This window comes from Alteromonas sp. MTD1, assembly GCF_042848195.1.
Taxonomy (GTDB): domain Bacteria; phylum Pseudomonadota; class Gammaproteobacteria; order Enterobacterales; family Alteromonadaceae; genus Alteromonas.
This window is the reverse complement of sequence record NZ_BTGG01000008.1, coordinates 172,896-188,111: the sequence shown is the minus strand read 5'-3', so window position 1 is coordinate 188,111 and position 15,216 is coordinate 172,896. Positions and strand designations below refer to the sequence as shown.

Below are 15,216 nucleotides of genomic sequence, written 5' to 3'. Positions count from 1 at the left end.
AGTACATGAGTACACCGATTAAAATTGCAATAACACCGGGAGAGCCGGCGGGGATAGGGCCAGATTTAATTATTAAACTGGCCCAAGAAGCTTGGCAGGCTCAGCTTGTGGTATTCGCCGACAGAGCCATGCTTGAACAAAGAGCTGAGATGCTAGGCCTACCGCTAACCCTTATTGATTACGACGCCAATAACCCGCAAATTCAAAATGCGGGTTCGTTGTATATTAAGCAAATAGATAAATCTGTTGATGTAGTAGCCGGTACGCTTAATAGCGACAACGGTTTATACGTTGTTGAAACCCTTCGCCAAGCCTGTCAGGCCAATATGGATGGTGACTTCGACGCCGTGGTTACGGGCCCTGTTCACAAGGGCATTATTAACCAAGCGGGCGTGTCTTTTAGTGGCCATACCGAGTTTTTTGCCTATCAGTCAAACACAATTGACGTGGTTATGCTGTTATCAACAGAAGGGCTGAATGTAGCACTTGCCACCACCCACATTCCTTTGGAGTACGTAGCAAAGGCCATTACGCGCGAACGCCTGCACAAAGTTATTCATATCATTAATACCGACTTAAAATTAAAATTCGGCATTAAAGAGCCTAATATCTATGTGTGCGGACTTAATCCTCACGCGGGTGAAGATGGTCATATTGGTAAAGAAGAAATTCAAACTATCACACCGGCCCTTGATGAGCTGCGTGAAGAAGGCTTGAATATTACCGGTCCATTACCTGCCGATACTATTTTTCAGCCTAAATACCTTGATAAAGCCGATGTTGTGTTAGCAATGTATCACGATCAAGGGCTACCCGTGCTAAAATACAAGGGTTTTGGCGCCTCGGTGAATATCACCCTAGGCCTTCCTTTTGTTCGTACATCTGTCGACCACGGTACCGCGCTTGATTTAGCGGGCACAGGTGAGGCAGATGCGGGCAGTTTCAGAAAAGCATTAGAAAAAGCCATTGAGCTTGCACATCATCAACAATGAGTAAAACACATTTAGGCCACACGGCCAGAAAGCGCTTCGGTCAGAACTTTCTTCACGATGAATACGTGATTGGAAAAATTGTTGCCGCCATTGCGCCGAAGAACGAGCAAAACTTGGTTGAAATAGGACCTGGTTTAGGCGCGCTTACCGACCCTGTATGCGAAGAAGTTAACGCACTTACTGTTATTGAGCTTGACCGAGACCTTGCCAAGCGCTTGCGCCATCACCCATTTAACGGTGAAAAGCTTACCGTCATTGAGCAAGACGCAATGACAATGGATTTTTCTGCCTTATTGAAAGATATGCCGGAAAAAGACAAGAAGCTGCGCGTTTTCGGCAACCTGCCCTACAACATTTCAACGCCGTTAATGTTCCACCTATTCGACCACGCACAAAGCATTGAAGACATGCACTTCATGTTGCAAAAAGAAGTGGTTAACCGCCTTGCTGCGGGCCCTGGTTCGAAAAATTACGGCAGATTGTCTGTTATGGCGCAGTATTACTGCCACGTTATCCCCGTGCTGAACGTGCCGCCAGGCGCTTTCAAGCCTGCACCAAAAGTAGACTCGGCGGTGGTGAAATTGATACCACATCAGACACCTCCTGTTGATGTTGAGTCGGTAAATACGCTTGAGCGCGTGTGTGCACAAGCTTTCAATCAACGCCGTAAAACCATTCGTAATTCGCTGAAAGACTGCCTAAGTGAAGAAGAAATTTCAGCACTGGGGATAGATCCAACATGCCGAGCAGAAGTGTTGTCGCTTAGCGACTTTGCCACATTGGCAAATGCGGTTTCAGCAAAAGAAAGCCAGCAAGAGCAGTAATTTGCTATGGATACTCCAGACATTGAGGTGCGAGTTAACACTCGCCACCTACCTGAGCACCTTCCTTCAGATTCAAAGCAATACGCATTTGCCTATCACATTAAGATAGAGAATAAGAGCCCTGAGACAGTGCAGCTTATCAACCGCTACTGGCGCATTTGTGATGCCAATGGAAAAGCGTCAGAAGTAGAAGGTGCTGGCGTTGTTGGTAAACAGCCTATAATGAAAGCAGGTGAATCGTTCGAGTATACTAGCGGTGCTGTTATTGACACGCCCGTTGGCAGTATGGAAGGCTACTACGAAATGGAGCGGGAAAACGGCGAACGCTTCCGTGTTCCCATTGCTGTGTTTCGATTAGCGGTACCTAATATACTCCATTAATTTTTTCCAAGCGCAGAGAAAGCTATATTGTCGCAAAGCAATACCTACGTCATTGGCGATATTCAAGGCTGTTATGAAGGCCTTCGCCGTATATTAGATAAAGTTAAGTTTAATCCCGACTCGGACACACTGCTTGCGGTGGGCGACCTAGTGGCAAGAGGTGAAGACTCGCTTAGCACACTTCGTTTTTTAAAGTCGCTGGGAAACGGGTTTTCAAGCGTACTGGGGAATCATGACTTACATTTGCTTTCCGTTATTAATGGCTTACGAAAAGCGAAAAAATCAGACAAATTAAACCCGCTGTTAAAGGCTAACGACCTACAAGAGCTTACTGACTGGCTTCGACAGTTTCCGCTGGTAAAACACATAGCGCCTAACACCATAATGGTTCATGCGGGCCTGTATCCACAGTGGTCAATCGACGAGGCTGTTAGCCTAAGTGGCGAGGTAAGCAAAGTGCTTCGCGGTGACAATTACGCTGAGTTTCTAAGCGACATGTATGGAAACGAGCCCAACCGTTGGGACAATGACCTACAAGGTAAAAAGCGACTTCGTTTTATTGTTAATGCGTGCACTCGCATGCGCTTTATAGAGAACATCAACGCTCTAGACTTCGAACATAAATCTCATCCTAGTGCCGTCGCTAACAGCGTCAATAGTTCACTTCAACCCTGGTTCACTGTAGATAACCTTAAACTGGATAAAAACGACCGCGTTGTTTTTGGCCATTGGGCTGCGCTGTCGGGGCAAACACAAAAGCACCAGTTTATAGGTTTAGACACAGGTTATGTGTGGGGACAGTCAATGACCATGCTTAACCTTAATTCAAACGAACTTATACAAATTGACGCTTAAGCCCACGCCCTTCACTTCTTAGTTTTCGGATTTAAAGCAAAGATCGTCACAGTACTGGTATTACCAGTACTTAAATTATTCATCTACTAGCAATTTAGGTAAACATTAAGTTGTTGTAGCCGATACAATAACGTGTTCCAAACGATGCAGTTTATTCTCTTACCTCGGCGTATGTAAAAACGAGTGCTAGCGAAAAGGTATATTTTACTGCGCTAGAGGGGTAATATCGTAACCGATAAAAACAAAAAAACACTCATCCAGGAGTTCCGATGAAAATAACGGTAGCCACACGCATAATCGGTGGATTTGTAGCGATAAGTGCTCTTCTGATCATTATCAGTGTTGTTTCACTCTTCAACCTTAATTCAATAGGTTCAGCGACCGAAGAAGTAAATGACGTAGCACTTCCCACCGTAGCAGGTAGTAACGCACTGAAAGCCAGCTTCCTCAACATGGGTAGACTGACTTTTGAGAGCTACATCGAAGAGGAACTCGGTGGACTTAAAGAAAAACGTGATGCGTTTAATGCCGCAAAAGACACGTTTGAAACAGAATACAAAAAGTTAGCGCAAGCAGTAAAAAACGAACCGCAGCTAAAAAGCACGCTTAATGGTGTTCGCGAGAGTTACGAAACCTATATCACAAATGTTGAAGCGCTATATAACAGCCACCAGAAATACTTAGAGTTACGCAACACCATTCAAAGCCGTTTAGGCGATGCTGAAGACAACGCCGACGATGCATCTACATACCTTCTAGATTTTTCTGACCTTGATGCAGTTGACAGCGATCCTAAGCTTCGTCGCGCTGCTGAAATTGGCGGCCAGTTAGAAACGTCATTGCTGTCTCTTTTAACGGTTTCATCGGAATACGTTAAAACGCAAACCCTTATTCGTTCACAAACGTTGGGCAATGAGGTTGATTTGGTTGTAGAGAAAGTGGTTACGCAGCTTAGCGATATGGTGCAAACCGCAGATGGTCGTGATGACTCTGGAACGTTAGATGATATTAACGAATTAGTTAACGACGCGGTAAACGCTATTAAAGCTAGCGACGGTGTTGTTCAGCTACATATAGATCGTCTTGAACGTAGAAACGATGCGGAGAAAGCGCTTAATGCCTCTGACGAAAACATTGCACAAGGTGTGGTAGACCTTGAAAACCTATTAAGCCTTGCTGATAGAAAGGCCAGCGATGTTGAAGAGCAAGTTAACAATACCATTGCTACGGGCAATACCATTGTTATCGTGGTAGTGCTTATCTCGATTGCTATTGCCGTTATTATTGGTTTCCGCACCGTACGCGCCATCATCATCCCGCTATATCGCGTGAATAAGCTGCTTACTATTGCCTCATCGGGCGACTTAACCCATCGTCTAGACGATAGTGCTCAAGATGAGTTTGGCTTACTTGCCCGTAACTGCAATACGTTAATAGGTAACCTTAAAGAGCTTATTACGGCCATTAACGAACGTGCTGAGCAACTTGCTGCAGCGTCAGAGCAAACCTCGGCGGTAACTGCTCAGACTACGCATTCAATTCAAGATCAGAAGTCACAAATTGGTCAGGTAGCGACGGCAACTACTGAGATGCACTCAACGTCTCAACTTGTTGTGCAAAATGCGGAAGATACGTTGAGCCAAATTCGACATGCTGACAAAGAAGCCGAAAACGTTCGTCAAATTTCACTGGAAAACAAAAACACCATTGAAATATTGGCTAAGGACGTACAAGACGCCGCTGACGTTATTAACAAGTTACACCAAGATAGCGCCAGCATTGGCGGTATTCTTGACGTTATTCGCGGTGTTGCTGACCAAACCAACTTGCTTGCATTAAACGCAGCAATTGAGGCCGCACGAGCGGGTGAACAAGGCCGTGGCTTCGCGGTTGTTGCTGACGAAGTTCGAACACTGGCTAGCCGCACACAAGAGTCGACTCAAGAAATTAATGCCATGATTGAAGTGCTGCAAGCAGGTGCCGAACGCGCTGTTGCAGTAATGAATCAAGGCAAAGAGCAAACCGCAGCTTGTGTATCTCAAACCGAGAAAGCAACGCAAGCGCTGGACATTATTTCTGAAGCAGTTCACAAAGCGCACGACGTAAGTTCTCAAATTGAACAGTCGGCTCGTGAACAAAATACTGTGTCACAAGAGATTAGCGAAAAGCTAGAGACCATTGTTGGTATTGCTGAAGAAACAACAGCAGGTGCCCAGCAAACGTCTGAATCAAGTCATGAAGTAGCAAGACTTGCAGAAGAGCTGCAGCAATCAATAAGGCAGTTTAAAGTGTAAGTTCACCTTACCGTGTTAAAAAGCGCCTTATAAAGGCGCTTTTTTTGTGCCTAAACAAAAAGTAATAGCGCAAAGTAATAACTCAAAACAATGTCACAAAGTGACCATGAAACGCGGTAATAACGTAGCTAAATAACAGTAAAGTATCTGGGAAAACAACTTACGTTATGCGCTTACTATCATTAATTTCATTCATGAGTTTACTTACTATGCCTGTTGCTGCTTCCGACAATGAAAAAGTATATTACAAAGACACTGAAACCTTGCCCTATACCATAGAAGCTTCTTTAGAAAATGAGATAGAGATAAGAGCGTACCCTGAAGTCATGGCTGTTATGTCTAAAGGAAGCAGTGAAGCGGGTGCATTCAAGCTTCTTTTTAACTACATATCGGGCGAAAACACATCTGGTAGTGAAATCTCTATGACATCGCCAGTTGAAATTGGAAATGATGTTAACGAAAGCGATGGCGGTGCAGGAACAAAAATATCGATGACCTCACCCGTTGAAATGTCGCCGACGAATGGAATGATGTTTTTCTTACCTAATCAATACACCGAATCGAACGCACCAGTGCCCACCCATGACAGTGTATCGTTAGTTAAGGTTGATGCTAGAACCGTTGCCGCTATTGGCTATAGCGGTTTTGACAGTGAGGACAAAAGGGCTGAGCATGCACAGAAACTTCAGCAAAGCCTGGCAGAAAACGGATATCGCGTGACGGGAAAAGCCAGTTACTTGGGCTATGACTCACCATTTACACTGCCTTGGAACAAGCGTCACGAAGTGATCATGCCAGTGGCGAAATAAAACATACAAAAACGGCCAGCAAATGCTGGCCGTTTTTATGCAAATGAGTAACTCAAGACATCATTTATTCGAACAGTGCTTTGTGCAGCTTTCTTACAACGTCTTCACTATCGCTCTCATTAACCAAGAACGATAGGTTGTGCGGGTTCGCGCCAAAACAAATCATGCGTAAGTTAAAATCTGACACTGCAGATAATATCTTGCTTGATACGCCAGCTTCGGTTTGCATGTTGTTACCTACAACCGTTACTAAGTCGTAGCCTTTTTCTACCTTCACATCACAAATTGTTTCTAGCTCAGCGATGGTTTCTTTGTTCAGTCGCTGCGCCACTGAGTTCGCTGGATTATCAAGCGTAAACGAAACCGAGATTTCAGACGTGGTAACCAAGTCTACACTTAACTTATGCTTCGCAATAATCGCAAACACCTGCTGTAGGAAGCCCTGTGCGTACATCATCTTGGGTGTTTTGACCGTTACCATTACCTGCTCTTTACGGCGTGTAATAGCGCGATACGCGGGTTCGTGCTCACAATCACGAACAATCCATGTACCGCCTTTTTCTGGCTCTTTACTAGAACCTACAAACACCTTGATGTCTTTTCTAAGCGCAGGCTCCATGGTAGCCGGGTGCAATACTTTTGCGCCAAAGGTTGCCATTTCAGCAGCTTCTTCAAAGCTCAGTTCTGGTAATGGCCTTGCCGCTGATGTTATGCGTGGATCAGTGGTATAAACACCAATCACGTCAGTCCAAATTTCGCATGACTCAGCATCTAGCGCTTCAGCAAGCAATGCTGCGGTAAAGTCTGAACCACCGCGACCAAGTGTTGTGGTGCGCCCTTCAGCATCTGCGCCAACAAAACCCTGCGTGACCACAATAGCGTCAGTAAGCTCTGGGGCAAGTAACTGCTTGGCAAGTTTTTCAATTTCTTCGATTTGCGGAGCGCCTTCGCCAAATTCACTATCGGTACGCAAGACTTTACGCACATCGAAGTTCATGGTGTTAACGCCTTGTTCAGCTAGCACCGACGCAAACATTAATGACGACATGCGCTCGCCCATAGATAGCAGCTGATCTTTTAAATCATCACGATGTAATATTTCTTCATGAAATGCCAAGCTTCGCATTTCATCCAGCAAGTCATTCAGCTTAGGTTCAACCACGTCTTTATCGCTAAGCATGTTCAATATAGCCAATTCGATATTGATTATTGCTTGGCAGGTCTCTTCTATTTGCTGCTGCGTCATAGGTGTATGCGCAAGACTTACAAGGTGATTAGTTACACCAGCTGCTGCACTTACTACCACAATGCGTGTTTTTTCATTACCGGCAACAATTCGGGCGCAATTCTGCATTACTTCGTAATTTGCAACGCTCGTTCCACCGAACTTCGCTATCGATAAAGCATTTGTCACTTTTTTAACTCCAGAAAGACACTAGCGGTTTGCTAGCTTAGTCACACGTTATTTGTGTAACTAGTAAATCGTTATTTGGTCGCCTACGTTAATATTATTTTTGGCGAACCACCCTTGGTTCATTTCCAACGCGTAAAGTACCTCTTTTGAAGAACCCACCGATTCCAAGCTATGCGGGGTGAGAGGTTTTATATCCGTTATTACGCCTTTTCTATCTATAAATGCTACGTCTAAAGGAACGAAAGTATTTTTCATCCACATACCAGCGTACTTTGGCTCAGAAAACTTGAAGAACATTCCGCAGTCTTCACACAAAGATTTACGAAACATAAGCCCTTGTGCACGCTGTTCGAAGTTCTTAGCGTACTCGACGTTGTAGCGTTTATTCCCTATTTCTAGAGAGACAGCATCGAAGCTAACCTTATTCATAGCAGATACAGGGTCAACCTGTGCTTTTGCACACCCTAAGGTTAATACAAGTGCAGCAACAATAAAGAAAGATTTTCCCATTAGACATTCCTTTTCGCCATAAAAAAACCGGTCATCAAACAGGCAACCGGTTTGTTAGTTTATACACTAATTTTTTCAACATTCAATGGTGTGAGAAAGCCTAGTTATAGTGCACTACAAACAAAAAAGCCTCTGCACTTGCAGAGGCTTTCAAAAGCTTTAAATCAATGCGTTATTCAACGCTTTAATTCAAATAAAATTACACTCGCTTAACCGCAACATCAGCAGCAAACTTCGGCTTAACTGCTAAGTCTTCTGAAGGTGGAGCAAACTTAGTTAGGTCGATGCCTGCAACCGCTTGCTTGTATTCTTCAGTGGTTGGGAAGCGGCCAAGAACAGTTGAAAGCACTACTAGCGGCGTAGAGCCTAGTAGCGATTCACCTTTCTTCTCAGCAGAGTCGGCAACAACACGGCCTTGGAACAAACGAGTAGACGTAGCAATTACCGTATCGCCTGGCTCAGCTTTTTCTTGGTTACCCATACATAGGTTGCATCCAGGACGTTCTAGGTAAAGAATGTTGTCGTACTTAGTACGCGCCGCTTCTTTAGGCTTAGCATCGTCGAATTCAAAGCCTGCATATTTCGCAAGTACTTCCCAGTCGCCTTCTGCTTTAAGCTCGTCAACAATGTTGTATGTAGGTGGCGCAACTACTAGCGGTGCTTTGAACTCTACAGTGCCGTTAAGCTTCTCTAGGTTACGAAGCATTTGAGCAATAATTTGCATATCGCCTTTGTGCACCATACAAGAACCAACGAAACCTAGGTCAACTGGCTTACCATCGTAGTAAGAAACTGGACGGATAACGTCGTGCGTATAACGCTTAGAAACGTCTTCGTTGTTTACGTCAGGGTCAGCAATCATTGGCTCATCGATTTGATCTAGGTCGATAACCACTTCCGCGTAGTACTTAGCGTTATCATCTGGTGCAAGCGCTGGCTCTTCGCCAGACTTGATTTCAGCAATACGCTTGTCAGCAAGGTCAAGTAGACCTTGAAGCATCTTAGCTTCGTTGTCCATGCCCTTGTCGATCATAATTTGGATACGGCTCTTAGCAAGCTCAAGTGACGCAATCATAGTCTCGTCGTTAGAGATACAGATTGACGCCTTCGCTTTCATTTCCGCAGACCAGTCGGTAAACGTAAACGCTTGGTCAGCCAGTAGAGTACCGATTTGTACTTCGATAACACGGCCTTGGAACACGTTTTCGCCAGAGAACTGCTTAAGCATTTGCGCTTGAGTCGCGTGAACCACATCACGGAAGTCCATGTGCTCTTTCATGCTGCCTTTGAAAGTCACTTTTACAGACTCTGGAATTGGCATCGCCGCTTCACCTGTAGCAAGTGCTAGAGCAACTGTACCTGAGTCGGCACCGAACGCTACACCTTTAGACATACGTGTATGCGAGTCACCACCAATGATAATTGCACGATCGTCTACCGTGATGTCGTTAAGCACTTTGTGAATAACGTCAGTCATTGAGTGATAAACACCTTTAGGGTCACGCGCTGTGATTACGCCAAAGTTGTTCATGAAAGACATAAGCTTTGGAATGTTAGCCTGTGCTTTCTTGTCCCATACTGATGCCGTGTGACAACCAGACTGATAAGCACCGTCAACAAGTGGAGAAATGGTTGATGCTGCCATTGACTCTAGCTCTTGGCATGTCATTGGGCCTGTGGTGTCCTGAGAACCAACAATGTTCACTTTAACGCGAACGTCAGAACCTGCGTGAAGCGGTGCATCTGAGTTTACGCCAACCGCATTGCGGTTAAAGATTTTCTCAACTGCTGTTAGGCCTTGGCCTTCGTGTGATACTTCTTTTGAAGGTGCATACACCGTTGGAGCTGCTATACCTAGAGTAGCTGCTGCGAAAGACTGTAGCTGCTTACCAAATACTACCGCGTAAGAACCACCCGCTTTCATGAACTCCATTTTTTGAGGAGTAAATGACGCAGATACGTCAGCTAGCTCTTCTGAACCGTTGTATAGCTTCTTCGCTTTGGTATCGATAGTAAGTACCGTACCCGTTGCTACAGAGTAAGCTTCTTCTAGTACTGGGTCGCCGTTTTCATCGCGAACCACTTCGCCATTTGCGTCAGTTTTCTTAACCCAGTTTTTAAGGTCAAGACCAATACCACCAGTAACATCTACCGTAGTAAGGAAGATTGGCGCGATACCGTTAGTACCTGCAACAATTGGCGCTTTGTTTACAAATGGAATGTAAGGACTAGTTGGCTCACCGGCCCATAGTGCAACGTTGTTAACACCAGACATACGTGATGAACCTACACCCATTGTGCCTTTTTCAGCAATCAGCATTACTTTGGCGTTAGGGTGCTTTTTACCTAGCTCTACAATTTCTTGCTGCGCTTCAGGAGAAATCATGCACTGACCGTGAAGTTCGCGGTCTGCACGAGAGTGTGCTTGGTTACCTGGAGAAAGAAGGTCAGTTGAAATATCACCTTCGGCTGCAATGTAAGTCACTACTTCAATCTTCTCTGGTACTTCAGGAAGCTTTGTGAAGAATTCTGCTTTTGCGTAGCTTTCTAGCACGTCTTTCGCAATAGCGTTGCCAGCTTTAAATGCAGTTTCAAGACGTTCTGTATCCGCTTCGTACAGGTAAACCTGTGTTTTCAATACTTCTGCCGCTGGCTTTGCTACTGCTTCGTCGCTAGAAAGCGCTAGGTCTAGTAATGCTTCAACAGATGGGCCACCTTTCATGTGTGAAAGTAGCTCTAGTGCAAACTCAGGAGTAATTTCTTCTACTTCTTCTTCGCCAAGTACAATTTCCTTAAGGAATTGCGCTTTAACACCTGCAGCAGGTGTAGTACCTGGTAGCGTGTTGTAGATAAAGAATTTAAGAGAGTCTTCGCGGTGCTCGTTTGTTGTATCTTTAATTTGAGCAATAATTTCAGACAGCAGGTCTGCACTGTCGATTGGCTTAGGGTTAAGACCAAGTTCCGTTTTACGGGTCTCGATCTCTGCCAGATATTCTGAATACAAACTCATATAGTTCTCTCGGTCTTAGTTTTACTTGGGCGTAGTGTTAAGTCGGTCTTAGCTATACGCATATGAAAATGGGCTATATTTTAACTGATTTTCGCGCTGCACGTAATGCTTGGCGAAAAAGAGTATAGTCGTTAATGCAAGAATTTTTTACACAAAGCAGCATTATGTTTTGCCTTAACCCAAACACAAGAACAAGCCCGACAGTGAAATTATTTGTTTATAATCAAAAACATAAAAACATAGAAGCAAATTTAAAAACGTGTCTGCTAAAACAGTTATCAGCAAAGCTGTAATAAATAATAGTGTTGTATTTATGACAAACATTTCTCGCACTTATGGTACTACCAGTACAAATAAGCAACGAATATGAAGAATTTGACGCATTTAGGCTTGGTTACATTAGAGCTACGCTGCGGCAAATTTCGAGTGTAATATGCCAAAATAAGCTTACAGTGTGGTGCTGCTAAACGTCTTTGGGCTATCGCTGCACTACTGCTGTTTTTCTACTGCTGCTTAGGCGCTGTCACCCTAATAAGGTTGGCATTGTCACCATCGGTAATCACCAATATCTCCCCTTTGCTGTTTACTTCAACGTCGCGAAGTCTAGTATTTAGCTCTTCAACTATAGGCTGCACGGTAAACCTATTGCTCTCTTCGCTATTAGTCTCTTTGCTATTGTTCTGTTTGCTTAGCTGCTGCGCATCTTTACTGGGTTGAGGAAGAACAGCGAACAGTGTCTTGGCTTTTAATGATGTAATGAGGAACGCACCTTCAAGGTGTGAAAACAAAGCCGGAATGTCAGGCGCAGGTTGGCGATACAACACCATTGAAGACGGAGCAATGGAAGGCGTCCAGTTTACTAACGGATTGATCATACCTTGATATTCAGTAAACGGAGAAATGTTAGCACCCGAGTAATCTTTGCCCAACGTCACTACCGGCCAACCGTAGTTATTACCACGCGTAATGAGGTTAAGCTCATCACCGCCATCAGGGCCATGTTCATGCTGGTAAACATTGCCGTCACTGCCATAAACCAGCCCCTGCGGGTTGCGGTGCCCAATACTGTAGACATAAGGATTATCAGAGAATGGTGGCGCGTCTAGTGGCTCACCATTTAGTTTAAAGCCAATAATTTTACCAAGTTGCGAATTGACCACCTGAGCTTGCTCTCGATAGTCGAAGCCATCGCCGACAGTAACCAGAAAGCCGCCGCTTTTAAGGGCCAGTAGTTTTCCACCGTAATGCACTGGTGTATCTTTTTTGTCTTTCACCTCAAATATAGGCGTAAAACCCGACACACCTTGTTCAGCAGAAAACGATACCAACACAACGGCTAGTGCGTTGGCTTCCTCATCGCCCTTTGAATAAGACAATAGAAGTTTGTCTTCTACAACAAGTACATCAAGTACACCACCCTGCCCTTTTGTATAAAGCGCTGGCAGGTTTAGCCCGTGACGTATACTGTTGCCGTCATTTAACACCACTGTTAGAAAACCATCGCGTTCTACAATAAGAATGCTGTCGTCTGGTAACACAGTTAATGCTTTGGGGTACTGCAAACCCGACGCAATAGTTTCCAGACTGTAACTATCAGCTTGAAGTAAGCTTTGAGGCGTGGAACTTGTATTTGCACTAGCACTTGCATTAACAAGTAGCGCATTACTTAGCATTAACGCGCAACTTACTAGCAACAAGGTAAAAATAGGTTTCATAAACAGTACTCAAACGGGCTTTCTTTATGGTATACCAAAAACAACTGGCCTTGTTTAGGTAAATTTAATGGCTCACTTTATAAAACACACTGCATTACCGTTTTTAATCACTTGCCTTTGTGCTTTCTTGCTTGCGAGCGCCCTGCACTCGATATTTGTATTAAAGGCACTTACCAATATCGATATAGAAATTGGACTTACCGAAGCTTTACAAATGATTGGCAGCGACATACTGGGCTTACTGCCCACCTATGGAGTGATTATTGCCGCAACACTGGCTTTGGCGTTTACGTTTGCACGCTTTGTGTTTCTAAAACAGCAAAAGCCAGCAAGCTTCACAGTGTTAATTTACGCACTAGCAGGCATATTTGGCTTTTTTGTTATGTTGTCAGCCATGCAACCTATATTAAATGTAACCTTAATTGCTGGTGCGAGAAGTACGGCCGGGTTTATTGCCCAGTGCTGCGCTGGTGTTTTTGCAGGCATAGTATTTAGTTCGCTAAAACAAAGGTTTTAAAAGGGTTCGCCGTATCGACTGTCGTTATCGCCTGTTATTAAGCGCCCATCGCTACATCTATTACACAACCAAGCATGTTGATTTATCAACAGGCTTTATAACGATTTATAAACGAAGAAAGATGTAAATAAAAAGTTAACTTTGCTACTGTTAATGAAACCCTTTAACTGTACCTTTTAGGAACTAGCTTAATGATTTCGTACCCTGACAACGTAGCATGCTTGGCTGATTATTTAGAAAATGTACTTAAAAAATTTGCAGATAAACCTGCATACACCGCACTTGGACAAACGCTGACTTTTAAAGATATTGATGAAAAGTCGGCAGCGTTAGCAAAGTATTTTGTACATGAGGCCAAACTGGCACCAGGGACGAAAGTCGCTATTCAGTTACCCAACCTTATTCAAAACCCCATAGCGGTATATGGCGCACTGCGCGCTGGCTTGGTGGTGGTAAATACCAACCCGCTCTATACCGAACGTGAAATGAAACATCAATTCACCGATAGTGGCGCACAGGCCTTGGTGATTCTTGGAGACCTTCTACCTAAGTTCGACAACATAAAAGCGGACACAACAATAGCAACGGTCATTGTTACGTCGGCAACAGAGCTTCTAGACCCATCATCGGCGCCGACTGTTGATGCCCCAAACACAGTTTCCTTCTCTGACGCTATTAACGTGGGCAGTAACCTTCCTGACTTCACACGCGAGAAGAGTAATTTAGAAGACCTCGCAATGCTGCAATATACAGGTGGCACCACTGGCGTATCGAAAGGTGCCGCACTTAGCCACAAAAATGTATTGGCAAACTGCATTCAAATGCTCGACCGCATTGGTGATGGGTTTAAAGATGGCGAAGAAGTATTGGTTTGCCCACTACCGCTTTACCATATATATGCATTTACCGTAGGAATGATGGCGTTGTTTGCGAAAGGTAGCCAAATCATCCTTATTCCTAACCCTCGCGATATCGACGGATTTATTCAAGCGTTGAAGCCCCATACCATTAGTGCGTTTATGGGGATTAACACCTTATTTGTTGGCCTCGGTCGTCACCCTGAGTTCGCGAAACTCGACTTCTCGAAGCTTCACCTTACTATGTCGGGTGGTACGGCGCTTACTCAAGCAGCAGTATCAATTTGGCAAAATGTAACAGGCAACACTATTACCGAAGGCTACGGTTTGTCAGAAACCGCGCCTGTTGTGTCGTTTAATATTCCAGGTAAAGAAGAAATAGGCACCGTTGGTCACGAGCTTCAAGAAACAGAAGTAGCGCTGCTAGACAGCTATGACAAACCTGTCGCCGAAGGCGAGTCAGGCCAAATTGCGGTTCGCGGACCGCAAGTGATGATGGGCTATTGGCAGCGCGATGATGAAACTGCAAAGGTGATGACAGAAGACGGCTTCTTTAAAACTGGTGATATAGGCATTCGCTCTGAATCAGGGGCCATTAAAATAGTTGATAGACTTAAAGACATGATCATTGTATCTGGCTTTAACGTTTATCCAAACGAGGTGGAAGACATTCTTACAACGCATCCTGATGTGATGGAGGCTGCAGTAGTGGGCAAGCCAGACGAAAAGACAGGCGAACGCGTATGTGCCTATATCACGGTTACACAACCTGTTAGCGAAGAGGCCATCACTGCCTTTTGTAAAGAGCACCTGACCAACTATAAAGTGCCAAAGTCGGTTACCGTATTACAAGAATTGCCTAAATCTACCGTTGGCAAAATCCTGCGCAGAGAATTGCGGTCAGCCTAATATCATAGGTACCACAATATTGTATAAAGCAGCGCTAGCTCGCTGCTTTTTTATTTACAAATCAGTTTATTACTACCAAAGAATAAGCTATTCAAATTGTATAAGCTTTCAAACCTTACTATAACTAAG

12 protein-coding genes are annotated in these 15,216 nt (G+C 44.4%); 8 read left to right on the top strand and 4 right to left on the bottom strand.

What is annotated here, in order from left to right:
• Positions 1–5: 5 nt before the first annotated feature.
• From pdxA to ACGHAV_RS12410, 6 genes are all read left to right on the top strand, one after another.
• Positions 6–992 carry a 4-hydroxythreonine-4-phosphate dehydrogenase PdxA gene (gene pdxA / locus ACGHAV_RS12435; RefSeq protein WP_390381053.1) on the top strand — a complete coding sequence of 329 codons (987 nt, stop codon included), beginning with the start codon at positions 6–8 and terminating at the stop codon, positions 990–992.
• Positions 989–1,816, top strand: coding sequence for a 16S rRNA (adenine(1518)-N(6)/adenine(1519)-N(6))-dimethyltransferase RsmA (gene rsmA, locus ACGHAV_RS12430; RefSeq protein WP_334015439.1), 828 nt, complete (start codon positions 989–991; stop codon positions 1,814–1,816). The genes pdxA and rsmA overlap by 4 nt, the downstream gene beginning before the upstream one ends.
• 6 nt (positions 1,817–1,822) lie before the next feature.
• The gene (gene apaG / locus ACGHAV_RS12425) at positions 1,823–2,197 is read left to right on the top strand and encodes a Co2+/Mg2+ efflux protein ApaG (RefSeq protein WP_390381050.1); all 375 of its coding nucleotides are present in this window, start codon (positions 1,823–1,825) and stop codon (positions 2,195–2,197) included.
• Between the two features lie 27 nt (positions 2,198–2,224).
• Positions 2,225–3,052 (top strand): symmetrical bis(5'-nucleosyl)-tetraphosphatase, encoded by an 828-nt coding sequence (locus ACGHAV_RS12420; RefSeq protein ID WP_390381047.1) that lies wholly within the window; start codon positions 2,225–2,227, stop codon positions 3,050–3,052.
• A gap of 269 nt (positions 3,053–3,321) precedes the next feature.
• On the top strand, positions 3,322–5,346 hold the full coding sequence (locus tag ACGHAV_RS12415) for a methyl-accepting chemotaxis protein (protein WP_390381044.1): 2,025 nt from the start codon (positions 3,322–3,324) through the stop codon (positions 5,344–5,346).
• A 167-nt stretch (positions 5,347–5,513) separates the two neighbouring features.
• On the top strand, positions 5,514–6,155 hold the full coding sequence (locus ACGHAV_RS12410; RefSeq protein WP_390381042.1) for an SOUL family heme-binding protein: 642 nt from the start codon (positions 5,514–5,516) through the stop codon (positions 6,153–6,155).
• A gap of 64 nt (positions 6,156–6,219) precedes the next feature.
• Here ACGHAV_RS12410 and lysC read toward each other — a convergent pair whose 3' ends face one another.
• From lysC to ACGHAV_RS12390, 4 genes are all read right to left on the bottom strand, one after another.
• Positions 6,220–7,569: a lysine-sensitive aspartokinase 3 gene (lysC, locus tag ACGHAV_RS12405; RefSeq protein WP_390381039.1), complete on the bottom strand. Its 1,350-nt coding sequence runs from the start codon at positions 7,567–7,569 to the stop codon at positions 6,220–6,222.
• Positions 7,570–7,629: 60 nt separating this feature from the next.
• A complete protein-coding gene (locus tag ACGHAV_RS12400; protein WP_390381036.1) occupies positions 7,630–8,079 on the bottom strand; it encodes a DUF192 domain-containing protein in 450 nt (149 codons plus the stop codon).
• A 199-nt stretch (positions 8,080–8,278) separates the two neighbouring features.
• Entirely contained in the window at positions 8,279–11,089 is a 2,811-nt protein-coding gene (locus tag ACGHAV_RS12395) for a bifunctional aconitate hydratase 2/2-methylisocitrate dehydratase (protein WP_390381033.1), read from the bottom strand.
• Positions 11,090–11,592: 503 nt separating this feature from the next.
• Positions 11,593–12,804: a PQQ-dependent sugar dehydrogenase gene (locus tag ACGHAV_RS12390; RefSeq protein ID WP_390381030.1), complete on the bottom strand. Its 1,212-nt coding sequence runs from the start codon at positions 12,802–12,804 to the stop codon at positions 11,593–11,595.
• Positions 12,805–12,871: 67 nt separating this feature from the next.
• On the opposite strand from ACGHAV_RS12390, the gene ACGHAV_RS12385 reads away from it, so the two are divergent.
• Together ACGHAV_RS12385 and ACGHAV_RS12380 are read left to right on the top strand one after the other, a co-directional pair.
• Positions 12,872–13,321, top strand: a complete 450-nt coding sequence (locus ACGHAV_RS12385) for a hypothetical protein (RefSeq protein WP_390381027.1) — start codon at positions 12,872–12,874, stop codon at positions 13,319–13,321.
• Positions 13,322–13,512: 191 nt separating this feature from the next.
• Positions 13,513–15,087 (top strand): AMP-binding protein, encoded by a 1,575-nt coding sequence (locus ACGHAV_RS12380; RefSeq protein ID WP_390381024.1) that lies wholly within the window; start codon positions 13,513–13,515, stop codon positions 15,085–15,087.
• Positions 15,088–15,216 lie beyond the last annotated feature (129 nt).